Annotated in this window: 25 protein-coding genes and 2 pseudogenes; 25 read left to right on the top strand and 2 right to left on the bottom strand. The window is 36.8% G+C overall.

The window, feature by feature from the left end; all coding sequences use genetic code 11:
- Window positions 1–11 precede the first annotated feature (11 nt).
- The 11 genes from ICI50_RS07185 to ICI50_RS07135 all read left to right on the top strand — a co-directional run bounded on the left by ICI50_RS07185 (window position 12) and on the right by ICI50_RS07135 (window position 9,941).
- The gene (locus ICI50_RS07185) at window positions 12–1,109 is read left to right on the top strand and encodes an ABC transporter ATP-binding protein (RefSeq protein WP_034536155.1); all 1,098 of its coding nucleotides are present in this window, start codon (window positions 12–14) and stop codon (window positions 1,107–1,109) included.
- Window positions 1,099–1,911, top strand: coding sequence for an ABC transporter permease (locus tag ICI50_RS07180; RefSeq protein WP_056941083.1), 813 nt, complete (start codon window positions 1,099–1,101; stop codon window positions 1,909–1,911). The genes ICI50_RS07185 and ICI50_RS07180 overlap by 11 nt, the downstream gene beginning before the upstream one ends.
- A complete protein-coding gene (locus ICI50_RS07175; protein ID WP_013854424.1) occupies window positions 1,908–2,723 on the top strand; it encodes an ABC transporter permease in 816 nt (271 codons plus the stop codon). Before ICI50_RS07180 ends, ICI50_RS07175 begins: the two co-directional genes overlap by 4 nt.
- Window positions 2,720–3,793, top strand: coding sequence for an ABC transporter substrate-binding protein (locus ICI50_RS07170; RefSeq protein WP_095342050.1), 1,074 nt, complete (start codon window positions 2,720–2,722; stop codon window positions 3,791–3,793). Before ICI50_RS07175 ends, ICI50_RS07170 begins: the two co-directional genes overlap by 4 nt.
- Before the next feature lie 38 nt (window positions 3,794–3,831).
- Window positions 3,832–4,674, top strand: a complete 843-nt coding sequence (gene cdaA, locus ICI50_RS07165; RefSeq protein ID WP_056941085.1) for a diadenylate cyclase CdaA — start codon at window positions 3,832–3,834, stop codon at window positions 4,672–4,674.
- Complete coding sequence (locus ICI50_RS07160) at window positions 4,671–5,630, top strand: CdaR family protein (protein ID WP_013854422.1); 960 nt, start codon at window positions 4,671–4,673, stop codon at window positions 5,628–5,630. The genes cdaA and ICI50_RS07160 overlap by 4 nt, the downstream gene beginning before the upstream one ends.
- 30 nt (window positions 5,631–5,660) lie before the next feature.
- Entirely contained in the window at window positions 5,661–7,013 is a 1,353-nt protein-coding gene (gene glmM, locus ICI50_RS07155) for a phosphoglucosamine mutase (protein ID WP_013854421.1), read from the top strand.
- A gap of 100 nt (window positions 7,014–7,113) precedes the next feature.
- A complete protein-coding gene (locus ICI50_RS07150) occupies window positions 7,114–7,929 on the top strand; it encodes a Cof-type HAD-IIB family hydrolase (RefSeq protein WP_013854420.1) in 816 nt (271 codons plus the stop codon).
- 9 nt (window positions 7,930–7,938) lie between these two features.
- Window positions 7,939–8,748, top strand: a complete 810-nt coding sequence (locus tag ICI50_RS07145; RefSeq protein WP_013854419.1) for a Cof-type HAD-IIB family hydrolase — start codon at window positions 7,939–7,941, stop codon at window positions 8,746–8,748.
- A gap of 12 nt (window positions 8,749–8,760) precedes the next feature.
- A complete protein-coding gene (locus tag ICI50_RS07140) occupies window positions 8,761–9,477 on the top strand; it encodes a hypothetical protein (protein WP_013854418.1) in 717 nt (238 codons plus the stop codon).
- Complete coding sequence (locus tag ICI50_RS07135; protein WP_013854417.1) at window positions 9,474–9,941, top strand: low molecular weight protein-tyrosine-phosphatase; 468 nt, start codon at window positions 9,474–9,476, stop codon at window positions 9,939–9,941. Before ICI50_RS07140 ends, ICI50_RS07135 begins: the two co-directional genes overlap by 4 nt.
- Window positions 9,942–9,952: 11 nt before the next feature.
- Here the strand turns inward: ICI50_RS07135 and ICI50_RS07130 are convergent, their stop codons facing one another.
- On the bottom strand, window positions 9,953–11,098 hold the full coding sequence (locus tag ICI50_RS07130) for a glycerate kinase family protein (protein WP_013854416.1): 1,146 nt from the start codon (window positions 11,096–11,098) through the stop codon (window positions 9,953–9,955).
- Between the two features lie 240 nt (window positions 11,099–11,338).
- On the opposite strand from ICI50_RS07130, the pseudogene ICI50_RS07125 reads away from it, so the two are divergent.
- The 4 genes and pseudogenes from ICI50_RS07125 (at window position 11,339) to ICI50_RS07110 (ending at window position 16,954) form a co-directional block, all read left to right on the top strand.
- Window positions 11,339–12,174, top strand: a pseudogene (locus ICI50_RS07125) (PRD domain-containing protein).
- A 127-nt stretch (window positions 12,175–12,301) separates the two neighbouring features.
- Window positions 12,302–14,294, top strand: a pseudogene (locus ICI50_RS07120) (beta-glucoside-specific PTS transporter subunit IIABC).
- Between the two features lie 73 nt (window positions 14,295–14,367).
- Window positions 14,368–15,843 carry a glycoside hydrolase family 1 protein gene (locus tag ICI50_RS07115; RefSeq protein WP_188891403.1) on the top strand — a complete coding sequence of 492 codons (1,476 nt, stop codon included), beginning with the start codon at window positions 14,368–14,370 and terminating at the stop codon, window positions 15,841–15,843.
- A gap of 154 nt (window positions 15,844–15,997) precedes the next feature.
- Window positions 15,998–16,954 carry an alpha/beta hydrolase gene (locus ICI50_RS07110; RefSeq protein ID WP_188891401.1) on the top strand — a complete coding sequence of 319 codons (957 nt, stop codon included), beginning with the start codon at window positions 15,998–16,000 and terminating at the stop codon, window positions 16,952–16,954.
- Between the two features lie 48 nt (window positions 16,955–17,002).
- Here ICI50_RS07110 and ICI50_RS07105 read toward each other — a convergent pair whose 3' ends face one another.
- On the bottom strand, window positions 17,003–18,628 hold the full coding sequence (locus ICI50_RS07105; RefSeq protein WP_188891400.1) for an APC family permease: 1,626 nt from the start codon (window positions 18,626–18,628) through the stop codon (window positions 17,003–17,005).
- A 388-nt stretch (window positions 18,629–19,016) separates the two neighbouring features.
- On the opposite strand from ICI50_RS07105, the gene ICI50_RS07100 reads away from it, so the two are divergent.
- The 10 genes from ICI50_RS07100 (at window position 19,017) to ICI50_RS07055 (ending at window position 25,470) form a co-directional block, all read left to right on the top strand.
- Complete coding sequence (locus ICI50_RS07100; protein WP_074484237.1) at window positions 19,017–19,205, top strand: type Z 30S ribosomal protein S14; 189 nt, start codon at window positions 19,017–19,019, stop codon at window positions 19,203–19,205.
- Between the two features lie 86 nt (window positions 19,206–19,291).
- Window positions 19,292–19,813: a VanZ family protein gene (locus tag ICI50_RS07095; RefSeq protein ID WP_013854411.1), complete on the top strand. Its 522-nt coding sequence runs from the start codon at window positions 19,292–19,294 to the stop codon at window positions 19,811–19,813.
- 83 nt (window positions 19,814–19,896) lie between these two features.
- Window positions 19,897–20,625 carry a YebC/PmpR family DNA-binding transcriptional regulator gene (locus ICI50_RS07090; RefSeq protein WP_013854410.1) on the top strand — a complete coding sequence of 243 codons (729 nt, stop codon included), beginning with the start codon at window positions 19,897–19,899 and terminating at the stop codon, window positions 20,623–20,625.
- A 190-nt stretch (window positions 20,626–20,815) separates the two neighbouring features.
- Window positions 20,816–21,790 carry a competence type IV pilus ATPase ComGA gene (gene comGA, locus ICI50_RS07085; protein ID WP_013854409.1) on the top strand — a complete coding sequence of 325 codons (975 nt, stop codon included), beginning with the start codon at window positions 20,816–20,818 and terminating at the stop codon, window positions 21,788–21,790.
- Complete coding sequence (locus tag ICI50_RS07080; protein WP_013854408.1) at window positions 21,756–22,760, top strand: type II secretion system F family protein; 1,005 nt, start codon at window positions 21,756–21,758, stop codon at window positions 22,758–22,760. Before comGA ends, ICI50_RS07080 begins: the two co-directional genes overlap by 35 nt.
- Before the next feature lie 5 nt (window positions 22,761–22,765).
- Complete coding sequence (comGC, locus tag ICI50_RS07075) at window positions 22,766–23,110, top strand: competence type IV pilus major pilin ComGC (protein WP_013854407.1); 345 nt, start codon at window positions 22,766–22,768, stop codon at window positions 23,108–23,110.
- The gene (locus tag ICI50_RS07070; protein ID WP_013854406.1) at window positions 23,100–23,519 is read left to right on the top strand and encodes a hypothetical protein; all 420 of its coding nucleotides are present in this window, start codon (window positions 23,100–23,102) and stop codon (window positions 23,517–23,519) included. The genes comGC and ICI50_RS07070 overlap by 11 nt, the downstream gene beginning before the upstream one ends.
- The gene (locus ICI50_RS07065) at window positions 23,519–23,788 is read left to right on the top strand and encodes a hypothetical protein (protein WP_013854405.1); all 270 of its coding nucleotides are present in this window, start codon (window positions 23,519–23,521) and stop codon (window positions 23,786–23,788) included. Before ICI50_RS07070 ends, ICI50_RS07065 begins: the two co-directional genes overlap by 1 nt.
- Window positions 23,778–24,296, top strand: coding sequence for a ComGF family competence protein (locus ICI50_RS07060; protein WP_013854404.1), 519 nt, complete (start codon window positions 23,778–23,780; stop codon window positions 24,294–24,296). The genes ICI50_RS07065 and ICI50_RS07060 overlap by 11 nt, the downstream gene beginning before the upstream one ends.
- 172 nt (window positions 24,297–24,468) lie before the next feature.
- The gene (locus ICI50_RS07055) at window positions 24,469–25,470 is read left to right on the top strand and encodes a class I SAM-dependent methyltransferase (RefSeq protein WP_013854403.1); all 1,002 of its coding nucleotides are present in this window, start codon (window positions 24,469–24,471) and stop codon (window positions 25,468–25,470) included.
- The last annotated feature ends 6 nt before the right edge of the window (window positions 25,471–25,476 follow it).

Genomic DNA, 25,476 nt, shown 5'->3' with positions numbered 1-25,476 from the left:
TGGGGATGGATATGGACATTATTAAGTTGAAACATATTACTAAGCAATATGACGATGGCTTCGTTGCATTGAGGGACATTAATTTAACGATTGAGTCGGGTAAATTCTATTCATTATTAGGACCAAGTGGATCGGGGAAGTCAACTATCTTGCGTATCATTGCAGGTTTTTCTCAACCAAGTAGTGGCCAGGTATTTTTTGCGGGTAAAGACATTACTAACTTAGATGCAGCCAAGCGCCACATTAATACCGTTTTTCAAAATTATGCTCTGTTTCCACATTTAGATGTTTTTGAGAATGTTGCTTTTGGTCTGAAAATAAAAAAGAAAGCAATGAACGAGATTAAACCAGCTGTTAAAGAAGCGCTGCATATGGTGCGTCTTGATGGTTATGCTAATCGAGAGATTTCAGAATTAAGCGGTGGTCAACAACAGAGAGTGGCAATTGCTAGGGCAATTATTAATGAACCCAAAGTGTTGTTATTAGATGAATCATTATCTGCTTTGGATAAGCGTCTGCGTAAAGATATGCAATTTGAATTAAGGGCAATTCAAAAGAAATTGGGCATCACTTTTATCTTCGTTACTCATGATCAAGAAGAAGCTTTGTCGATGAGTGATGAGATTTTTGTATTAAATGATGGCAAGATACAGCAAAGTGGTAGTCCTGTGGCGATTTATGACGAACCAGTGAATGATTTTGTAGCCCGATTCATCGGCGATTCCAATATTCTGTCTGGTCGGATGATTAAAGATTATGAAGTAGAATTTGCCAATCGGCAGTTTAAATGTGCGGACGGTGGGATTAAGTCGAATGAAAAGGTAGAAGTTGTTATTCGACCTGAGGATTTAGATATTGTTGCTCCGGAAAAAGGCAAGATTGTGGTTACCGCACAAACGCAACTGTTTTTGGGAGATCACTTTGAAATAAAAGCGATGGATGCTGACGAAAATGAATGGCTAATCCATTCAACTAATGGCGTAAAACTGGGTCAACGAATTGAACTTTTCTTTGATCCAGAGGATATTCACGTTATGCGTTTGAATGAAAGTCAAAAAGATTTTGATGCCAGAATTGAAAAATATGAGGGGGATGAAAATGAAAACTAAAAAAGCTTTCTTTTTAATACCCTATTTAATGTGGATTATTTTATTTGTAATCTTGCCGATTTTACTCATTTTATGGTATTCATTTACTAATAGCAGCAACGACTTTACTTTGAATAATTATGTTACTTTCTTCAGAAATGGTACTTTTTTGAAAATGATGATCAATTCCTTTTGGTATGCTTTTTTAATTACGTTAATTACATTGCTGATTTCATATCCTGCCGCATATTTTTTGACTAAAATGAAGAATCAACAATTGTGGTTATTATTAATTATCTTACCTACATGGATTAATTTATTGCTTAAAGCTTATGCTTTTATTGGAATTTTAGGAAGCAACGGTTTGGCTAATAAGTTTTTGCATTTATTTGGAATCGGACCGGTGAATATTTTATTTACGGATTTTGCTTTTATTTTTGTCGCAACTTATATTGAGATCCCGTTTATGATTTTGCCCATTTTTAATGCAATTAAAGAAATTAATCCGGCAGTTATTCAGGCATCTGAGGACCTAGGAGCTAGTAGATGGCAAACTTTCCGTTATGTTCTTTGGCCCTTATCAAGACCTGGCGTAGAAAGCGGCGTGCAGGCTATTTTCATTCCGTCACTTTCATTATTCATGTTGACTCGTTTGATCGGTGGTAATCGCGTTATTACATTAGGTACAGCGATTGAAGAGTATTTTATGACAACGATGAATTGGAACATGGGGGCTACAATCGGAGTAATTTTGATTGTCCTGATGGTATTGGTAATGCTCCTTACTAGTAAAAAAGCGAAGAGAAAGAAGGTAGACTTATGAGAAGAAGACATTTAATTGCTCGAATCTATCTTTCTTTAACCTTAGTTTTACTTTATGTTCCAATTTTCTACTTGATCTATTTTTCTTTTTCAAGTGGAGAAAATATGAATAAATTTGAGCATTTTACTTGGGCGCATTATCAGACTCTCTTTCAAGATAATCGCCTCTTAGCTATCTTTTTAGAAACGATTTTGCTGGCTCTTTTATCTAGTTTAATTGCTACTGTAATTGGCACCTTGGGTGCGATTGCGATTAATGGGATGAAAAAAGAAGTTCACAAAAAGACTACCTTAGCTTTGAATAATGTCCTCATGGTTTCACCAGATGTTATTATTGGGGCTAGCTTTTTGATCTTCTTTACAGCTTTAGGGATTGGGCTTAACTTTGGTTCAGTTTTGCTTAGCCATATTGCTTTTTCAATTCCGATTGTAGTATTGATGGTTCTGCCTCGCTTAAACGAGATGGACATGTCATTAATTGATGCGGCACGAGACTTAGGAGCGAATTCTTGGCAGGTTTTCAGTAATGTTTTAATTCCCACGATCATGCCGGGAATTTTTTCAGGAATGTTTATGGCACTAACATATTCTCTTGATGATTTTGCGGTAACTTTCTTTGTAACTGGCAACGGTTTTTCAACTTTATCAGTTGAGATTTATTCTAGAGCTCGTCAGGGGATTGATCTAGAAGTTAATGCTTTAAGTACGGTAATGTTTCTCTTTGTTCTTCTTTTAGTGGGAATTTATTATTTCATTACTACGAAAAAGAATAGACGCAAGAATCATCGCGTGATTGGGGGATTGGTCAAATGAAAAAGATTAGCATTGCAGTCATCATCATTCTCGCGGTTTGTTTAGGACTAGCTGGTTGGTCGCATCATTTAGAAAAGCCAGCTACTAAAGGAAATCATCAAAACTTAATTATCTATAATTGGGGTGATTACCTTGATCCCAAACTAATTAAAAAATTTGAACAAAAAACTGGCTATCATGTAGTTTATGAGACTTTTGATTCTAATGAAGCGATGTATACCAAGATTAAGCAAGGCGGAACGGCTTATGACTTAACTATTCCTTCTGAATATATGGTCACTAAGATGCGGAAGGCACATTTGCTTGATCGAATTGACCAAAAACAGATTCCAAATATGAAATATATTGGTAAAAGTTTTTTGCATAAATCATTTGATCAGGGAAATAACTATTCCATACCTTATTTCTGGGGTACGCTTGGCATTGTATATAATGATAAATTTGTCCGAAAAGGCTCGATTAAGACTTGGAATAATCTCTGGGCTAAAAAATATCGGCATCAAATTTTATTAGTTGATTCAGCTAGGGATGCGATGGGCATGTCATTAGTTTCTTTAGGCTATTCGATGAATACTACCAGTAGTTTAAAACTGCATCTAGCTCAAACTAAACTAAATAGTTTAGGACCTAATATTAAAGCGATTATTTCTGACGAAATGAAGATGTACATGATTCAGAATGAAGCAGCCATCGGGGTTACGTGGTCTGGCGAGGCACATGAAATGATGGAAAGCAATCCTCATTTGCATTATGTTGTTCCTCAGCCAGGTTCTAATTTGTGGTTTGATAATTTTGTCGTGCCTAAAACTGCTAAAAATAAAAAAGCGGCTTTTAAATTTATCAATTTTATGTTAGAACCTAAAAATGCTGCTCAAAATGCGGAATATGTTGGTTATGCAACTCCCAACAACGCTGCAAAGCGATTTTTACCTAAAAAAGTGAGAGACAATCGGCAATTTTATCCTAATGAGCAAACTATTAAGCATTTGCAAGTTTTTAAAGACTTAGGCCCCAAGAAAACGCAGGAATATAATGATCTGTTTTTAGAATTTAAAATGTATGCACGCTGAGATAGGTCAGTTATAATTAAAGAAGAAAGGAGCCATCAATGCATTTTAATTACTCTAATTTATTAACCTGGAATAATTTATCAATAGTACTAGATGTTTTGATCATTTGGTATTTAGTTTATCGTTTGATCATGTTAATTCGTGGTACTAAGGCCGTCCAACTGGCCAAGGGGATTGTCTTCATCTTTATCGTTAGGATCATTGCTGGATTGCTTCAGCTTCATGCTTTGACTTATATTGTCGATCAGATCGTCTCTTGGGCCGTGATTGGGATTATTGTCATCTTTCAGCCTGAAATTCGCCGTGGACTTGAACGGCTAGGGCGTACGCCATTTTTTAACGGACATGGTGAGAGTGCCCACGCTCAATCTGTTAAGATGGTCCAAGAGCTGGATAAAGCTATTCAATATATGTCTAAAAGACGGATCGGTGCATTAATTACGATTCAACAAGATACCGGTCTTGATGACTATATTGAAACTGGAATTAAACTAGATGCAGATATCACGGGCGAGTTATTGATTAACATTTTTATCCCTAATACGCCGCTACATGATGGAGCTGTGATTATTAATAATAATCGCATCGCTGTAGCCGCTGCATATTTGCCTTTGTCAGATAATACAATGATTCCTAAACGTTTAGGAACTCGTCACCGAGCAGCAGTTGGAATCTCTGAGGTAACGGATGCCGTCACAATTGTGGTTTCAGAAGAAACTGGTGGGGTAACTATTACTAGAAATGGTCGTTTCTTAGTTGATCTATCTAGAGATGAATATTTAAAGTATCTCAATGCCCAGCTAGTTCCTAAAGAAGAAAAGAAGCTTCCATGGATTCGCCGTGTAGTTAACAGGGTCTGGAAATGGGGTGCAAGCAAATGAAAGATATTTGGAATAAGCGCTGGTTTATAATGATCATTTCATTGTTGTTTGCAATTTTATTAGTAGTTTATATTGATTCAACACAAACTGGCTTTGTTACTCAAGGTGAACCTAAAAAAACTAAACAAACCGCTAATGAAATGCAAACAATTAGCGTGCCCTTGCAAGTTTCGGTTGATACAGATAAATATTATGTAGTTGGCTATCCTGAAAAAGTAAAAGTTACTTTAGAAGGACCGAATGCTTTGGTAACGTCAACTGTTAATACACAAAGTTTCCGTGCGTATATTGATTTAACTAATAAAAAAACAGGTAAGCAAACCGTCAAGGTGCAAGTGACCGGGCTTAATAATCAATTATCTTATACAATTAATCCAGCGCAAGTAAATGTTGACATTGAACGACGAAAATCTCGTACCATGCCAGTACAAATAGAGTATAATAAGAAAGCTGTGGCAAGTGGGTATGATTTTGGCTCAGCTAGTGTTGATCCGCAACAAGTTGAAATTACAGGTGCAAGAGGGGAAGTCGATCAGATTGATCAGATTGTCGCTAAACTTGCCTTACCTAATGGTCTTAATCATAGTTATGAACGTCAAGTGATGTTGATAGCTGAGGATAAGAAGGGTCGACAGCTGAATGTCGTGATTAATCCAGCTACTGTTACTGCAAGACTTCCAGTTTCTCTTTCTAAGAAGACCGTTAAATTGAATTTAAAACCAAAAAATGAAGATAGTAAGAAGGTTTATTCAGTAACGGCTAAGAAAGATGAAATCACCTTGTATGGGCGTAAGTCAGCGTTAAAGAAGATTAAGGATTTAAACGTTGATATTGATTTAAAGGGAATTACTTCTTCTACGGTTAAGAATTATTTCTTGGTATTGCCTGAAGGTGTTGCTAAGGCAGATCCTCCATTTGTACAAACAACAATTAAAGTGAAGGATGCAAGCAAATAATTTGGATAATTAAGAAAGGTTGTTTAATAAATGTTAAAATATTTCGGAACTGATGGTGTTCGTGGCGTAGCCAATCAAGGCTTAACTCCAGGAATGGCTTTTAAATTAGGTCGTGATGGTGGTTATGTCTTAACTAAGAATAAGAAAGACGGCAAACAAGCCAAGGTTTTAGTATCACGTGATACTCGTATTTCAGGTCAAATGCTTGAATATGCACTGATCTCAGGTCTTCTATCAGTGGGGATCGAAGTACTTGAAGTTGGTGTGATTACTACCCCAGGTCTTTCATACTTAGTTCGTGCCCAAGGTGCCGATGCTGGTGTACAAATTTCAGCTTCACACAATCCAGTTGAAGATAACGGTATTAAATTCTTTGGTAGTGACGGTCTGAAGCTTTCAGATGAAATGGAAGGCGAAATTGAAAAGTTAATCGACGCTAAAGAAGATACCTTACCACGTCCTTCAGCTAAGGGTTTAGGTACTGTAACTGACTTCCACGAAGGCTCAGCTAAGTACTTACAATTTATTGAAAATACTATTCCAGAAGACTTGGATGGCATCAAGGTCGTTATCGATGGTGCTAACGGTGCTTCAAGTGCTCTTATTTCAAGATTATTCGCTGATTGTGGCGTTGACTTCACTACTATCTACACGCATCCAGATGGCTTGAACATTAACGATCATTGTGGTGCTACTCATACTGAAAATTTGCAAAAAGAAGTTGTTAAGCAAGGCGCACAACTTGGCTTGGCCTTCGATGGGGATGCAGACCGTTGCATTGCCGTTGATGAAAACGGTAATGAAGTCGATGGTGATCACATTATGTACGTCATTGGTTCATACTTGGCAGAACATGGTCGTCTTAAGAAGGATACGATTGTTACTACTGTAATGAGTAATCTTGGCTTCACTAAGGCTCTTGAAAAAGAAGGTCTTAAGAACGTTCGTACTCAAGTTGGTGACCGTTACGTTTATGAAGAAATGCGTGCACATGGTTACAACCTTGGTGGTGAACAATCAGGTCACGTTATCATGAGTGACTACCACAACACTGGTGACGGTATGCTTACAGGTCTCCACTTAATGTTAGTAATGAAGAAGACTGGCAAGTCACTTAGTGAACTTTTGAAGGACTTTAAGGATTACCCACAATGCTTGGTTAACGTACCAGTTGCTGATAAGAAGAGCTGGAAGCAGCACCAACCAATCCTTGATGTGATCGATGAAGTTGAAAAGGATATGGCTGGCAACGGTCGTGTGCTTGTACGTCCATCAGGTACTCAAGCTCTCTTAAGAGTAATGGCTGAAGGCCCAACTCAAGAAGAAACTGATGCTTATGTAGACCGCATCGTTAAGGTTGTTAAGCAAGAAATGGGCAACTAAATATTAAATATTGATAAGTAAAAGTCGTGAGTTGACTCACGGCTTTTTGTATAATTAAAAATAGCTTTTAAATTTTTGCTTATTAAAGGGGATGTTGAAGATGGCAATTAAATTAATTGCAGTTGATTTGGATGGTACTTTATTATCTAGTAGTAGTACAATTTTACCTGAAACGCAAAGAATGTTGCGTATCGCTACAGAGAATGGCATTAAGGTAGTTCTAGCTAGTGGTAGACCGCTGTCGGGAGTATTATCCTATGCACAGCAATTGGGGCTTGATAAAGATGATCAATATGCAATTGTTTTTAATGGAGCAGTTGTGCAAACTATTGGTGGCCGCGTATTGATGAGTCAAGAATTAAATTATCAAGACTTCAACAATATGCTGCGATTTCAGCGTTTAAGTCATGTAAATGTTCATTTTGAAACAACTAAATGCTTTGTGACTTGTGATCATGATTTATCAATTCAAATGCAAATTAATGCCGCTTCAACCAATAACATTATAAAGGTTAGAGATCGTAAAGATATCCCACAAGATTTTACTTTTAATAAAGTTGGTTTTACTTCAATTGAAGGCAGTGATCAAGTTGAAAAACTTTGGAATTCATTGCCATCTTGGGCTTTTGACAGTTATGATATTGTTCGTAGTTGGGATAGTATTATTGAATTGAATGCATTAGGCGCTTCTAAAGGCAATGCTTTGATGAATTTAGCATCCCGTCTAAAAATTGCTCAAAAAGACGTAATGGTCTTCGGCGATCAAGGCAATGATATTTCAATGTTTTCTAATCCAGAATTTAAGAAAATTGCGATGGGTAATGCTATTAGCAAGATTAAGGAAAAATCAGATTATGTGACTGATGATAATGATCATAACGGCATTGCTAAGGCACTTAAAAAATTTGTATTGTAAGGAATAAAAATGATTAAACTAATCGCAGTAGATTTAGATGGTACTTTGCTTCAGTCAGATAATCAAATTGGAGCAGAAACTAAGGAAATTTTGCAAAAGGCTGATCAAGCTGGGATTAAAGTTGTGCCAGCTTCAGGACGACCGCTTCCTGGTGTAATTCCTTATATGCAGGAATTAGGGATAACTGGTGATCATAATTATGCTGTTTTATATAATGGTGGCTTAGTTCAGTCGTTTATTGGCAATGTTTTAATTAGTCATCAATTTGATTATGAGGAATTTAAAAAGTTTGTTAAACTTGAGAAACAAAATCCTGGTGTTAATTTGCACTTTATGAAGGAACATGATTATTGGACGTTAGACCGGAAATTGTCACTAAAGATGGCGAAAATGTCGTTTCTTAGTGGCGCACCTTTCGTGATTAAGGATTTTGACGAAGTACCGACAGATTTTCATTTCATTAAAGCTGAGTATACCGGTCCTGAAGGCAAGTTGGACAAAATGGGCAAGAATTTTCCTGCTTGGCTTGAAAATTATAATGTTGCTCGTAGTGATCCGCTAATTTGGGAAATTAATAAGCGCGAGGCTTCTAAGGGAAAAGGCGTCCATCAATTAGCACAAAAATTAGGAATAAAAGATAGCGAGGTTATGGTCTTTGGTGATCAAGGCAATGATCTGTCTATGTTTGAAATACCTGAATTCAAGAAGATTGCAATGGGAAACGCCATTAGTGAGATCAAGGAAAAAGCAGATTATGTAACTAGGTCCAATGACGAAGCCGGAATTGCTGTTGCAATTAATAAATTTATTTTTAATTAGAAGTGAAGTTTAATGAAATATATTAAAACCATTGTTTTACGAGTAGTCATGATTATCTGTGCTTTTATTTCCGCTTATCTATTGCTGACTAGCGTGATTAGTCTTAAAATCAATGACACGCATGCAATGGGACGAGCTGTAATTGATCGAGTAGTAGAAGATTCGGATAATCCTAATTTAAAGGCAGGGATACAGTTTCTAGAGACATCTGGGTTAGAGGAAACGCTACTTAAGCAGTTGCCGAAAAAATATCAAATAGATATGTCATATGCTGATTTATATCGTTTATGTGAAAAGTATGATAAACAAGGAAAATTAACGGTTAATGATTTAAACTTAAGCAGTAAGAGCAAGTTAGAAGAAATTATTAACGAGTATTTAGTAAAACAAGTTAATAATAAATTGAAAGAAAGAGCAGCAGATGTTGATCATGCAATCACTATTTATAAATATTCCATTTTTATAGTAATTTTGCTCTTTTTATTAGCAATAATTTTGATTGCTTTGGGCCGTAGTTCTGCGGCAGTTCCTCTGGTGCTTGCTAGTTTGGGGTCGTTTGTCGCATTATGGTATGCCGCAAATGAAATGATGACGACATTGCAAACGCAGGTTTATAGTGGAATCGTTGTCACTCTGTCACAAGGTATTTGGGCTGGCTTAGCAATAGGTGTGTTAGCAGTTATTATCTGGCCAATCTTATTGAAATTAACGAAAGGAATAAAGCAATGAAAAAGATTTTATTTGTTTGTCATGGTAATATTTGTCGTTCGCCCATGGCAGAGGCGATTATGCAGCACTTAATTGAACAAAAAGGGTTAAGTGATCGGTACGTAGCCGAATCTAAGGCAACGACGCAGGATGCACTTGGATATGGAATTGATTCACGGGCACAGCGAGAAATGGAAAAGAATAATATGCCATTTGATCACGGGCATCGCGCAAGTCAAATGACTGCAGGTGATTATCAGAAATACGAATATTTGATTTGTATGGATGAAGAGAATTTTGCAGATATGAATCGAATTAGTGGTGGTGATCCAGATCGTAAGGAACATAAATTGTTAGAATTTGCCGGCTCCTATGATGATATCGATGATCCTTGGTATACGAATGATTTTGATACTGCCTATCGAGAAATTTACCGTGGCTGTGAGGCACTGGTAGATAAATTAGCTAAAGAAAAAGATGAGTAGAAATGCTCATCTTATTTCTTTACGATTAAACGAACGATATTTTCTGTAGTTCTAGTTATGTTTTGGGGACCATCTTTTAAAGCCTCATCGATGTTTTCGGCCTTAGCCAAGATACCAAAAATGGCAGTGAAGCCTTGGCTATATAATTGATCTAATCCTTTGCCTAAATATCCAGCTAATGAAATAACGGGAATATCGTATTTTTGAGCAATTTGGGCTACACCATAAGGCGTTTTGCCAAATTTAGTTTGAAAATCCGTGCCGCCTTCACCGGTGAAAACATAGTCGGCATTTTTTAATTGTTCTTCAAGATGAACTTCATGAGCGACTAACTTGACACCAGGATAAATTGTAGCGTTAGTAAAAGTAAGTAAGCCGGTGCCTAATCCACCAGCCGCGCCGCTACCTGGAATATTGGCAACATCTTTGCCAATAGTTTGTTTGATGATTTGAGCATAGTGACGAAGATTCTGATCTAATTCTTGTATAGTGTTTTGATCTGCACCTTTTTGTGGTCCAAATACGCTTGAAGCGCCATTTGATCCTAGTAAGGGATTAGTAACATCGCTTGCCAATGAAAATTCAGTCTTTTTGATTTGGGGATTAAGATGAGACAAATTGATGCGGGCAATTTGTTTTAAAATTCCACCACCTAATTTAGCAGTTATTTCCTGATTATCCTTGTTAAAGAATTTAACGCCAATGGCTTGTGCCATTCCACTGCCACCATCGTTGGTACTGCTTCCACCTAGGCCAATGATCACTCGTTTAACGCCATGTTTTAGGGCGTTATTAATCAATTCACCAGTACCAAAAGTTGTAGTTTTCTTAATCGTTTCTGGCGTTCTTTTTTCTTGAGGAACATAGGCGAGACCACTTGCTTGTGCCATTTCAATAATTGCTGTTTGTCCATTGCCTAAGATGCCATAGTAAGCTTTAACCCTTTCTCCTAGTGGTCCAGTAACAGTAACGTGAATTTTTTTGCCATGCGTTGCATCGATTAAGGAATCAGTGGTACCTTCACCGCCGTCTGCCATGGGGATGGAAACGATATTTGCCTGAGGCATCACTTTTTTAATGCCTTTTTCCATAGCTTGGCAAACTTCTTTAGCCGTCATGCTTTCTTTAAATGAATCAGGAGCTAGAATAAATTTCATTGATTTGTACCTCGTTATTAATCGTTAATTATATTTTAAAGCAACTTTTTTATAAAAGTCTATTGACACCGCTTACATGAATTGCTATTATATTAACTGTAAGTGAGCGGATTACTGATTCGATCAGGTCTTAGCTACTGCGTGATAATTTTATATGCTTTGTTTATATGCTTTGTTAGTGTATAATTTATTCGTAGTAGCTTTTTTGATAGCTCAGATGAATTAAAAGGTGATTCCGTGATGATATTTCTTAAGACATTTAATAATAGTGCCGCATTAGTAAAGGATGATGATGGTAAAGAGGAGATTGTGCTTGGCAAGGGCGTTGGCTTTGGTTTAAAAAAGGTCAAGAGATCGATGAATCAAAGATTGAACGCCGCTTTGTAACAACAGAGAATTCGAATGAAGTTAAGCAAGTAAAAGAATTTCGACCACAGACAATTGATATTACCAATAAAGTAATCGAAATGGTTGAACCACTTTTACAAACTAAATTCACTGATTACCAGTTTTTAGCACTAGCTGATCATATTGATTTTGCTGTAACTAGAATCAATGACAATATTGATATTGATCCCGCTAATAATGAATGGGAAGTAAAAAATCTTTTTCCAAAAGAATATGCAGTTGCCGCTAAAGTAATCACGTTAATCAATGCAGAATTGGGCATTAAGTTGCCAAAAAGTGAGACAACTTTTATGACTTACCATTTGGTGAATGCCGCTTCTGATGATGCGCAGGTTCAAGAGACAATGCAGATTACTAAGTTGATTAGTGGAATTATTAATATCATTCAATTTCAATATCAAATCACAATCGATACCACTTCTTTCAGCTATAGTCGTTTTATTACTCATTTACGTATTTTGTTAGTGCGACTATTGCGTAAAGATAAGAAAAAGAATCCCCAACTTGATCCATCTTTATTGTCTTTTACTAAGATTAAGTATAATAAAGCTTATGAAACAGCGGAGCGGATCGCAACTTACTTACATTCAAAAATGGGCTGGACGTTAGATTCAGACGACAAATTTTACTTGGTGTTGCACATTTTTAGGGTAACATCGAGACAATAGAATATCTAAGTTACTTAGGTATGTTACTAAGAGAATTAGGCATGAACCCGAGTTACTGAAAGACGCAGAGCATGGTGCTCTCTAGTTTTTGAGTAGCTTGGGTTTTTATTTTGAGGAGGAAAAAGCAATGGCTAAGAATTATGATCAATTAGCCAAGACCATCATTCAAGATGTTGGTGGCAAGGATAATGTTAATAGTGTTATCCACTGTGCAACGCGCTTGCGTTTTAAGTTAAAGGATGAGAAAAAGGCAGATGATGATGCATTAAAGGATACAGATGGCGTTGTAACGGTAGTTAAGGCCGGTGGTCAATACCAAGTTGTCATTGGTAATGAAGTTGCTGATGTTTATGATGCTGTCTTAAAAGAAGGTGGCTTCTCTGGTGGCGGTCAAGTGCCAGATGATTATGGTGAAGATGACAATTCTAGTTTCGTTGACAAAGCGGTTGCCTTAATTTCAGGGATCTTTACTGATATCCTTGCACCACTAAGTGCTGGCGGTATTATTAAAGGTTTAGTTGTTTCAGTAGCTGCAATGGGCTGGCTCTCTAAGACTTCGGGTGCTTATCAAATTCTTTATGCCATTGGTGATAGTATTTTCTATTTCCTACCAATTTTCTTGGGTGTTACATCAGCTCGTAGATTCCATATGAACCAGTTTATTGGTCTCGCTATCGGTGCTGTTTTGACCTATCCAACTATGGTGGCTTTAGCTTCAAGCAAGACAGTATTAGGAACTTTGTTTAGTGGCACTCCATTTGCTTCTGAAATTCATACTACTTTCTTTGGTATTCCAGTAGTCACAATGAATTATACTTCAACTGTGTTGCCCGTCATCTTTACAGTTTGGTTTGCTTCAATTATTGAGCATTGGGCTAAAAAGTGGATTCCAACTGTGGTTCAAATGTTCTTAGTCCCAGTAGTGACTATGATTATTGCTTTACCAGTTGCTTTCATCGTAATTGGGCCCGTAATGACCTGGGTTGGTGATGCGATTGGTGCTGTAATGCAAAGTGTTTACAATTTTAGTCCAATTGTTGCTGGTCTTATTGTTGGTGCACTTTGGCAAGTGCTTGTTATCTTCGGTGTTCATTGGGGAATCAATCGTTGCTGTTGCCACAGCAGATATGTCAGCTTTAGGATATGATCCTATTTTAGCTTTAACTTTAATGGTATGTTATGCACAAGTTGGTGTTGTCTTAGCTATTATTAAACAAACTAAGGACAAGAAATTAAAGGACACAGCCATCGGTGCCTTCTTCTCAGGTATCTTTGGTGTAACTGAGCCAGCTATTTATGGTGTTACTTTACCAAGAAAAACTCCATTTATTTTAAGTTGTATCGGTGGTGCCATTTCTGGTGCAATCATTGGTGGTTTTCACGCTGTAATTTATATTTTACCTTCAATGGGATTCTTTGCTATTCCAGCATTTGTAAATCCTAAAGGTGGTTCAATGACTCCAATTATCGGTGTAATAATTGCTGGTGTTGTTGCCTTTATCGTTGGTTTTGCTCTTCAAATGCTCTTTGGTAAGAAGTCAGTTGATGCAGAATACAATGAAAAACAATCTAAGAAAGCAGAAGAACGTGCTGCTTTAAATGTAACTCCACAAGTTGCAACTACTAGTTTAGTAAGTCCAGAAGATGGTGTGGCAATGCCACTTTCTGAAGTAAAAGATGATGTCTTTTCAAGCGGTGCAATGGGTAAAGGGATCGCAATTGAACCAAGTACTGGAATCCTTCATGCACCAGCCGACGGTAAAATTATTATGACCTTTAAGACCGGTCATGCTATTGGTATGAAAACCAATGATGGTGCAGAAGTGTTGATGCACATTGGTATGGATACAGTTAATTTGCAAGGCAAAGGCTTTAAAACTTTGGTTAAAAAAGATCAAGCAGTCAAAGCTGGAGATGAATTAGTGAAGTTCAATATTGATGCGATTAAGAAGGCAGGCTATTCGGTAACTACGCCAATTGTCATTACCAATTCAAAAGATTATGAGGATATTAAGCAAATTGCTACTGGTGAAGTTAAGGCTGGTCAAAAAGTTTTAAGCTTAATCGCTCCAGAAAAGCAAAATGTTACTACGGTTAATGGTCAAGTTCAGTTAAATTAATGAGCTTTACAAAAGTAATCGCTTTCAGCTAAGATAAATATTATAAAAGATAAAAATAGAAAAGAGATTAAAAATGATATTTCCAAAGAACTTTTTATGGGGCGGCGCTACTGCTGCTAATCAAATCGAAGGTGCTTATGATGTTGATGGTAAGGGCTTATCAGTAACAGATATTATGACTGCTGGTAGTCTTAAGGCACCAAGAATGCTTACTTATAAGTTGAATGGTAGGTTAGAAAAATCAGCTAGTGCTCCAGGTCAAGGCTTACCTGAAGGTGCCGTTGGTACAATTGATCCTAATTCATACTATCCTAACCATGTAGCGATCGATTTCTACCACCACTACAAAGAAGATATTAAAATGTTTGCCGACATGGGGTTTAAGACTTTCCGTCTTTCAATTGCCTGGACTAGAATTTTCCCTAAGGAGGATGAAGAAAAGCCAAATCAAGCAGGACTTGACTTTTATCGGGGAGTCTTCGAAGAATGCAAAAAGTATAATATCGAACCATTAGTTACGATTTCTCACTATGAAGATCCACTTTACCTCAGTGAAAAGTATCATGACTGGGGCGATCGTGAAATGATTGATATGTATGTTAAGTATGCTAAAGCATTATTTGAAGAATACAAGGGCTTAGTAAAGTACTGGTTGACTTTCAATGAAATTAATTCAACTTTACTGATGCTTAGTGCATTTGGCAATAATGTAACTGATGATGCAGCTTACCAACATGCTTATCAAAAGCTGCACTATCAATTCGTTGCTAGTGCTCGTGCAGTAAAATTAGCTCATGAAATTGATCCTAACTATGTTGTCGGCAACATGATTTGTGGGATTGTTGACTATCCACTTACGCCAGATCCGAAGGATATTTTATTAAACCGCCACATGTGGGAACAAAATATCTTTTACTGTGGGGATGCACAATGCAAGGGTAAATATCCAACCTTTGCTAAGCGTCTTTGGAAGGAACACAATGTGCATCTTGATATTACCGAACAAGATAAGAAAGACATGCTTGAAGGCAAAGTTGACATGTACACCTTCTCTTACTACATGTCCAACGTAGTTACTACACATGAAGTAAAAGACAAGGTCGGTGGCAACTTTGCAGCTGGTGCCAAGAACCCATATCTTAAGTATTCTGAATGGGGCTGGGCAACTGATCCAGATGGCTTGCAATATTACCTTGAAGTCATGTATGACCGTTATGATTTGCCATTAATGGTAGTTGAAAATGGACTGGGTGCTGTTGATAAGATTGGTGCCGATGGCAAGATTCATGACGATTACAGAATTGATTACCTCAGAATGCACATTGAGGCAATGAATCGTGCTATTGAGAATGGTGTAGACGTTCGTGCTTACACTACTTGGGGCTGTATCGATGAAGTTTCTGCCGGGACTGGCCAAATGTCTAAGCGTTATGGCTTTATCTATGTTGACCGTGATGATGAAGGCAAGGGCACACTTAAGAGAATGCCGAAAGATTCATATTACTGGTACAAGAAAGTAATTGCTTCGAACGGTGAAGATTTGGCATAAGCGTAAAAACTAAATAGTAATAAAGAACGATGAACAGGGTAAGTTCATCGCTTTTTTTGATATCAAAAAAGAACACTATAGAAATGTTAATATATCATATGAAAATTAAAAGCGTATAATTAATTCTAAATAATTATATATAGGAGTTGACATTTTGAATAGGAATAAAAAGAAATACAGAAAAGTTTGGCTAATATTTGGGATAGTCGTGGTCGTCTTTTTGGCAATAATTGGAGCTGGTGAAGCATATTTCTTTAATGAGGCTTTTGTACCTGGAGAAAAAAGCGTCTTGAATAAGTATTCGCATCATACTAAAAAAGACCCATTAGCTCAGCAGAAGAAGTGGTATGCTAATGCTAATAAACAAAAGTGGTATCTTAAATCAGCTACTTGTAATTACCGTCTAGATGCAAATTATATTCCCAATGGGAAATCAACCAAAACAGCAATTTTATTGCATGGATTTACCAATAATAAAGATTCGATGGGTCCCTATGCAGCGATGTTTCATCAGCTAGGCTACAATGTTTTAATGCCAGATGCGCGAGCTCATGGACAAAGCCAGGGGAAGTACATCGGCTATGGCTGGCCGGAAAAATATGATGTGCGTAAATGGGTTAAAAAAGATGTCGCTAAAGAAGGCAAGAACCAAAAAATAGTTATTTTTGGTGTCAGCATGGGTGGTGCCACGGCGATGATGACTAGTGGTATAAAGATGCCCAGCCAAGTTAAGGCATATATTGAGGATTGTGGTTATACCGATATAAAATCAGAGTTTTTACATGAAGCGCAAGATTTATATCATTTACCTGGACCGGTGGCTACAATGGCAGTTAATTTGCTTAGTGGATTGAGTAAAGCAAATTTAGGCTTTTATTCAGGGGACGCGTCAGCGGTTAATTCCGTGAAGAAAAATGATAAACCAATGTTGTTTATTCATGGCGGCAAAGATAACTTTGTTCCAACTAGAATGATCAAACAAAATTATCAATCCGCAAATGGTCCGAAAGAAAGCTGGATTGCTAAGAAAGCAGGGCATGCACGATCATTTGAAACTTATCCGAAAGAATACCGAAAACGCGTGAAGAAATTTTTGCAAAAATATGTATAAGAAAAGAGGGACGAATTTTGTCCCTCTTTTGTTGAGTTTAATGTCTGTCTATTTAGCAATAGTAGCAGGTTTTCTGCGACTAACAAGCCAAGTAAGTATTAAAGCTATTACAGCTTCGATAACGATCATTGCAATTCTCATTGGAATCTTGGTTGAACCTAGCCAAATGTCTAAAATAATTGAACCAATAATTAAGATACCCATCCAAATCCATTGTGTTTTGTCAAAAGCAATACCGTATTCAACTTCACGGCGTCTGATACCTGGCAAGATTGCGCCCAGTCCGATTAAAACGACTACGGCAACGATGTTAATGATTAATTCGTACCACCAAAGACCTGTTCCTTGCTTGACATCTTGCGGAGCAAAGCCAAGGATCGTTGCGACAGCGGTCACAATTAAAAGTGCAAGACCGACCAACCAGGCAGCCTTATCGTTTTTAATGTAAACATATTTTGATGGATACTTCTTGGCATTCTTTCTAACCCGCATGAATGAATAGAAGATCCAGCAGGTAACACCTGGGGAAATAATTGAGTTAAGATTCAGTAACCAGTTAAAGATATCATTCATGTCAGGTAAGAAAATACCTAAAATCATAATGAATGATGAAAGGGCAACAGTTAAGATATAACCATTAATTGGTAAGCCATTCTTATCCTTTTTGCGTAAAAACTTAGGCATGTACTTATCGCCGGTGTCAGAAATTAACATTCTGGTCATCGCATCAAGCAAGACGGCAACCAAAGCACAGTTGAAGAAGAGTGATGTCCAAGCCCAGAAGTAAAGCAAGAAGTGTCCGATTCCAAATTGCTTGCCTAGCATGTCAAAGAGGTAATAGGCACCATTCATCTTTAAATCGTTTGGAATGTGGTTGGCATCGAAGTAGATACCTAAAGCAAATGAACCTAAGATGGTTAAAAATGCGGTCATTACAGCTAAAGCAATCATAGCTTTAGGAAAATCAGTTTTAGGTTTCTTCATCTTGGTTACGTATGGTGCAACCAATTCACAACCGTTCATGGCATAAATTAACATACCGACTGTTGACCAGTAGTGCAAGTTGAAGTCAGGTACAATTGAATGGAAACCGAAGTTCTTGGTTGCCATGTGACCACCAGATTTGACTAAACCAAAGAAAGCCAAGATCACGAATAGGATAACCATGATGATCATCAGTCCGCCACCAATAGTGGAAAGAAATTCCATTGAGTTGGAAAAATGGTGTTCGACAATGATGAAAACAATAAATACTACAAAAGTTAAGATAGCAAATAAAGATGTTGGAATCTTGTCTTGAAAGTCTTTGGTTCCAGTTAGGGCCCAGCCTAAGTCAACGATGATTTCGTTAGCAGAGTCAACTGCGTAAGGAATTGAGGCAGCCCAATAAGTCCAAGCGGTGAAATAACCTAAAAACTCACCGTCAGTCCCACGGACCCATGATGAAAGTCCGCCGCCTTCTTTATCAAAAGTAGAACCAAGTTGCCCTACCATTAATGAATATGGTGTTACGTAAAGCAAGCACATGATAATCCACGAGGTGATAACAGGCATCCCTTGGTTTTGAAAGTTGTACATGATATCGTCTAAGCCGATAACAGTACATAAAGCCATCAAGGTCAAGATTGGCCAGGTAATGGTCTTCATTTTATTAGTTGAAGTTAAATCGTCCAAGTAATTCTCATCCTTCTCTAAAAATAAAAATTATGTTTTTTTCATGAGTAAGTTATTACCTGGTGACTTATTTTTGCATTTTTCGCGCATTAATTTCTCCCACTTATAATTAATATTATAATTAATACTATCTTTGATTTTAACGGTAAAAAATGAGTATGACTAGTGTTAAATGCTTTCTATTTTTATTAAGGATTTTACTTATTTTATGTAAGTATGTATAATATAGCTTGTAAAAAGTAAGTAATAATCAAATACATATATGGGAGGAATATAGATGACAACGCAATTAATCGCAATTGGAATTATTATTTTGGGATTAATTTGGTTAACTTCAAGACCAGAGCCTACGGCAGAAAAGATTAGAAAACTTAGATAGGAGAATATTATCGTAGCAAAAACTTCACAAATAGTACGTAATCAAAGAAAAAGCAAATTCAGCACTAGAGAATATACACGTTGTCAACGCTGTGGTCGTCCACATTCTGTATACCGCAAATTCGGTCTTTGCAGAGAGTGCATGAGAGATTTGGCACATAAAGGACAACTTCCAGGCGTGAAAAAAGCCAGTTGGTAAGAAAACTAAAATTTTTCTAAAACGAGTCATTTTGGCTCGTTTTTTTGTTAAAGTAAAAATAAAAAACAAGAGAAAGGAGCTTAAAAATGGAGAAGTTTCATTTTACTAAACGAGAAAAAATTTTTTTATTATTGGCTTTATTTGTGTTAATTGCATTGTTTATTTCAAGCTCAATGACTTATCAACAACAAGAAATTCATGATAATAAAATTAATCATTATTTTGGCTGGTTAGAAAATATCGTAGCAGGTTGGAATTTTACTTATGGGGGTCGAGTTCACAATGTGCAGGTTGACAGCCGAGCGGGGTTAGCCCAATTTGTTTTGCGTAAAATGGCGCATTTTGGTTCATATTTTTTGTTGGGAGGTTTTGGCTATTTAGGGATGCGGCGCATTTTTAAAATTAAGTGGGTAGCACCTGTTCTAACTTGGTTTGCGACAATTGCGTTTGCGGCTTTTGATGAATATCACCAATTTTTGACTGGTGACAGAACCCCAAGTGTCCATGATGTGATTTTAGATAGCACTGGCGCTTTAACGGCTATTATTTTGGTTATGATAATTATCCATGTGAAAAACAGTATTCATGATCAGAAAAAGTCAGTTTAAGTGCTAGCTAGCATTGAATTTTAAGATGTCGTGAGTTAAGATAATAACGTTAATATTTTTAGAAAAAAGAAAGAAGGATCCTTATGTCAGGACATTCAAAATGGCACAATATTCAAGGCCGTAAGAATGCGCAAGACGCAAAGAGAGGTAAAATTTTCCAAAAGTTATCTCGTGAAATTTACATGGCTGCAAAGAGTGGTGGTCCTGATCCTGATGGGAATCCTACATTACGTATGGTAATTGACAAGGCACGTTCTAACAACATGCCTAAGGACAACATCAAGCGTGCCATCAAAAAGGCCGAAGGCGGCTCAGAGGAACATTATGATGAAATCACTTACGAAGGTTACGCTCCAGGTGGTGTTGCTGTCTTTGTAGAAGCATTGACTGACAACAAGAATCGTACTGCTTCTGACGTTCGTGTTGCATTTACTCGTAACGGTGGTTCACTTGGTGCTACGGGTTCAGTAGCTTACATGTTCGACCGCAAGGGTTACATCGTAATTGATCGTTCAACTACCGATGCTGACGAAGATCAAGTTTTGCTTGATGTGATGGACGCTGGTGGCGATGATCTTCAAACTAGCGATGACGCTTATGAAATCTACACTGATCCTAAGCAATTGGCAGCAGTTCGTGATGCTTTGATTAAGGATGGCTATAAGCTTGCTGATGCTGAATTAACTATGGTTCCACAAAACACCACTCCAGTTCCAGCAGATAAGAAGGAACAATTTGAACACTTAGTTGATGCCTTGGAAGACAGCGACGATGTACAAAATGTTTACACTGCAGCAGCTGATGAAGACTAATTAACAATCATTCAAAAGTAACTTAGCAATTTGGCTAAGTTATTTTTTGTAATATATTTTAATAAAAATCTAATTTACAAATAGCGATAGATCAACGTTTATCACTGTTTGTAAATTCTTTTATTTTTAAGAGAAAAAAATGACTCTTTTTTGCGTAATAAATAGTGTGAGGCAAAAAAGGAGGATTTTTATGAAAACGAAAGAAATCATCAATGAATTACTTGCTTTAGCAATTAGTCAAAAGGCTAGCGATATATTTTTCTTTCCTAAAAGAGAAAAAATAGTCGTTGATTTTAGGTTGAGTCAAGGCACAATTCGACAAAAAACTTTTGCGTTAAGTGCAGGTCAAGAAATTATTAACTATTTCAAATATAGTGCACAAATGGATATTGCTGAACATCGACGTCCGCAAGTTGGAGCAATGATATATCTCTATGAAGAGGATGAATATTATTTGCGTTTATCTAGTTTAGGTGATTTTTCTGATCAAGAATCATTGGTTATCCGTATTATTTATGGTATTGAGCATAGTAAGTACTTTTTACCAACGCAATTGGAGCAGATTAAGCAATTGGTTAATTATCGAGGACTGATTATTACAAGTGGCCCCACTGGCTCAGGCAAGACTACTACCATGTATGAAGTTGCTAAAAGCATTAGTAAAAACAAGGTAGTAATGACAATTGAAGATCCAGTTGAAGTTCATGAAGCCTCTTTTTTGCAATCACAGGTCAATAACAAAGCCGGAATCGATTATCAAAGTTTACTCAAAGCGGCTTTGAGACATCGCCCAGATATTTTGATTATTGGAGAAATTCGTGATCAAGGAACAGCACGTTTGGCCGTTGATGCGGCCTTAAGTGGACATTTAGTTTTAGCAACAGTTCATGCCAAAAGCACATTGCAGACTATTTCACGCTTGGAGGGGTTAGGAATTAGGACGGATGAATTGGCTAACTGCTTAACGGCTGTGTCTTATCAGCGTCTTTTACCTAGTAAGGTTGGCTTAAAATGCTTGCTAGATATTGCCACTGGCGATTTATTAAAAGCAGAGTTAACTAAGGAAGTTCGCGGTGAATTTGTTAATTGGCAAGAAAATATGCAGTTATTGCGGAAAGGAGGAGAAATTGATGAAGAAATATATCGCAAGTTCCAAGAAGGATAAATTAACTAGCGCTGAACAGCTAGCCTTTTTGGACTATCTTAAGCATAGTTTGGCTAATGGCTTTTCACTCATTAATTCTATTGAGTTAATGCCAGCCTTGTGGCCTAAGCGTAAAAAATTGATGGAGCAAGTAGCTAAGCGAATGAAAGATGACGCCAATTTTAGTGCAGAGTTAATTAAGTTAGGTTTTTCTATGACAACGGTGACACAGGTAAATTTGGCCTTGCAGCAGGGAAATTTGACGGAATGCTTAAATCAATTGGCTACGTTGACGCGATTAAAGCAAGAGCAGGTCAAGAAACTACGAGCGGAATTATCATATCCGCTTGTCTTAGCTATTATGATGGTTATTCTTTTAGTATTTATGCAGTCGTTTATTACAACTCAATTCAACAATACTAGTGAGCATTCTGGTGATGTGGTAATGCTAGGGTTAATTGGATTAGTAATTGTTGGAATATATTTCTTTGCTCGAATTGTGAATTTGCTGAATAAGCAGGATTACGCTTCATTGAAAAAATTGACCAAATACCCTTTGATTGGACCAGTAATTTTACTCTATGTGAATTATTTATTGGTTTATGATATTGGAATGTTACTAGCAAGTGGTTTTTCACTGCAGAGAATGTGCGAATATGCTTCGCAGCTAGAGGAAGGTTCACTACAGCAAGCCTTAGGTCAGCGAATTGGGCACGAATTAATTGAAGGAAAAAGCTTAGCCCAGATTATTAAGCAAGAGACCTTTTTGCCTAATAGCTTGTTAATTTTGTTACAGGCTGGATCAGACAGAAGAAGTTTGAGTCAAAGGTGCTTAATGTTAGGACGTAGTTTATTTATTGACCTAACGGAGAAAATTGAAAAGATGGTTGTAAATGTTCAACCTATTTGTTTTATATTAATCGGTTTATGCATTATTGGGATGTATTTGAAGCTGTTATTGCCAATGTATTCGATGATGCAAGGGATGTAGAAAAAATGAAGAAAAACGTGAAAAAATATTTATTGAATTTATTAAACAAAAATCGTCGCCAAGCAGGGTTTACTTTAATTGAAATGGTAGTCGTAATTGCCATTATTGTAATTTTGATTCTGTTGATTGCTCCCAATTTATTGGAACAAAAGGGAAGAGCAGAGAATAGGACTAATGATGCGTTCAAGACTACTTTGAGAACGCAGGTTGAGCTCTATAAAGACGATGAGGGCAAAGAGCCAACCAGTTTTGAAGATCTAAAAAGTAAAAAATATTTAACTGAAGAACAAATTAAAAAGGCAGAGGCTAAAAAGATCACTATTGCCAGTTTGAAAGATGATGCCAAATAATTTAAAAGCTTTTACTCTGCTAGAAACCGTCATTACTTTAGGCATTTGTTGCGGAATTTTATTAATAGGCAGTTTACAACTAACAAGATATCAGCAAAGGCTGCTTTTCGATAATACGATTAAAGAAGTAACTGCTGCACTAGACCATGCATCGAGAATCAGTACGATCAAGGGTGAGGCAACTACGGTTAGGTTTATTAAGAGCAGGCATTGTATCAATTTAGATGGTGGGAATTTCCAGCAATCGGCGGGCAAACAAATCGACCTTGATCGTAATATTAATATTCGTGGTCTGGATAACTTCGTGATCAGTAGCCGTGGTCGTTCTAATCCGCGCACTGTGATCTTTGCTGGTTATGGTTTGAAGAAAGAAATCAAATATCAAATGCTCTGGGGGCGAATTAGCTGATGAAAAAGATGCAGGGGTTCTTGATGGTAGAAAGCATGGTTGCAGTTATCATTTCAGTAGTGGCAGTTAGCTGTTTATATTTGACTGTAGTCCAGAGTCAAAAAAATGGTCGTAGTCTAGAATTGAAAACTGATCGCGCGTATGCATATCACATCCTCACTAGTAGTCATTTGCGGCAAATAGTAGTTCATGATCGAATTTATGAAAAGGCAGGACAGCACCGAATTTATGATAAGGAAGCTAAACAAGAATTTATTATTGAAAAATAGTGGTTTTACGCTAGCGGAAGCAATTTTTTCCTTATTTATCACTATCTTAATTTTATCGATTTTGCAGAATTTGCTTTTAAGTATTCGCAGAGCAAATCTGAGTGAAAGCATGCATGTTAATGAATTAACCTATGCTTATGTTCAGCTGAATAATTTTATGCATTCCCCAGATACTAAGACTGTTTATCCTATTGATAAGGATGCTAATTCTAAAAACACGGCGTTTGCTAGAGTTGATAAAAAAGGTAACAAGGAAGTTTACCATTTAACCTATTATGCAAAGAGTAAAGTACTCAGAGCCCAAAAGACTACTGGTGGCTATATGCCATTATTATTTAATGTAGAAAGTGCTAAATTCGAGACAAGAAAAGATCAGATTATTATCCATGTTGTAGAAGAAAGGAAAGGAAAATCTGAGTTAGTTTTTCAACTAGATGAAAAGCCAGATAACGATGAAAAAATTACGACAAATAAGAAAAAGAAAAGTAAAAGCAAGCGCGCTGCTTAGCAGCATCTTAGTGCTAATTACAACTCTATTGTTTATCAAGCTCTATCAAGAAGTGTATTACAGCAACATGCAAAATAATCTAATGATTATTAATTATTTAACTGAGAAAAAATGACTTTTCTTGAACCTCATCTTGCCTTTCTATAAAATAATTAAGGTATGGAGGGACGCTATGGAAAATTTTGAGAAGATTTTTAATCAATTTTTAGATTGTGTGCAAACTTTGCAGGCAGCTTTAAATGTTTCCTTTACAGAAGCTTTAGTTGAGACTTTTGATAATCTAGAACAGGGAAAAATAAAAGTAGAAAACGGAGCACCTGATGAGAAAACAGTTGCGCAGTTAAGTAAAAAATATCAGACACTTGATTATGATCAAATTAGTCAAAAGAATAAGGTCCAAGTTTTTACTTTCTTGACCTTAAAAGCGATCAATGATGATAGTCAAGATGCCAATCAAATGCCCACGCCACCAGCAATTTCAACTGTGGTGGCAATGCTCATGCATAAATTGCTTAAAGACGAGCAAATGGAAGTGGTTGATCCAGCAGTTGGAACAGGAAACTTGCTCTTTTCGATTGTTTCCCAGTTAAAAGCATTGAATCACTCAAAAGATAATTACCAATTGGTTGGAATCGATAATGATGAAGAAATGCTGAATTTAGCCGATGTAGCAGCTCATCTGAATAACATCGATATTGACCTATATTGTCAAGATGCTTTAATGCCTTGGATGTGTCCTAATCCAGAAGCAATCGTTAGTGATCTGCCGATTGGTTATTATCCAGTTGATGAAAATGCTAAGAATTATGAAAATAGGGCGGAAAAAGGACACTCTTTTGCCCATTTATTGTTAATTGAACAGATTATTAGAAACTTACAGCCTAATGGGTACGCGTTTTTAGTTGTGCCTAAGGCTATCTTATCTGGTAAAATCGGAGCTGAATTTATGCCATGGTTGACTAAAAAAGTTTATCTTAAAGCAATTGTGGAATTGCCGGATGACATGTTTAAGAATAAATTTAATCAGAAATCAATCCTAGTCTTTCAAAATCATGGCGATCATGCTACAAGTAGTGAAGTATTGCTAACCAAATTGGATTCATTAAAGAAAGAAGAAGCTTTAATCCGCTTTAATGTAAAATTGGATGAATGGTATACTAAAATAACTCATTAATTGAAA

This window comes from Lactobacillus kefiranofaciens, assembly GCF_014656585.1.
In the GTDB taxonomy this organism is placed as follows: domain Bacteria; phylum Bacillota; class Bacilli; order Lactobacillales; family Lactobacillaceae; genus Lactobacillus; species Lactobacillus kefiranofaciens.
Note: the sequence above shows the minus strand (reverse complement) of the source record. Positions and strands in the feature narration are given on the sequence as shown.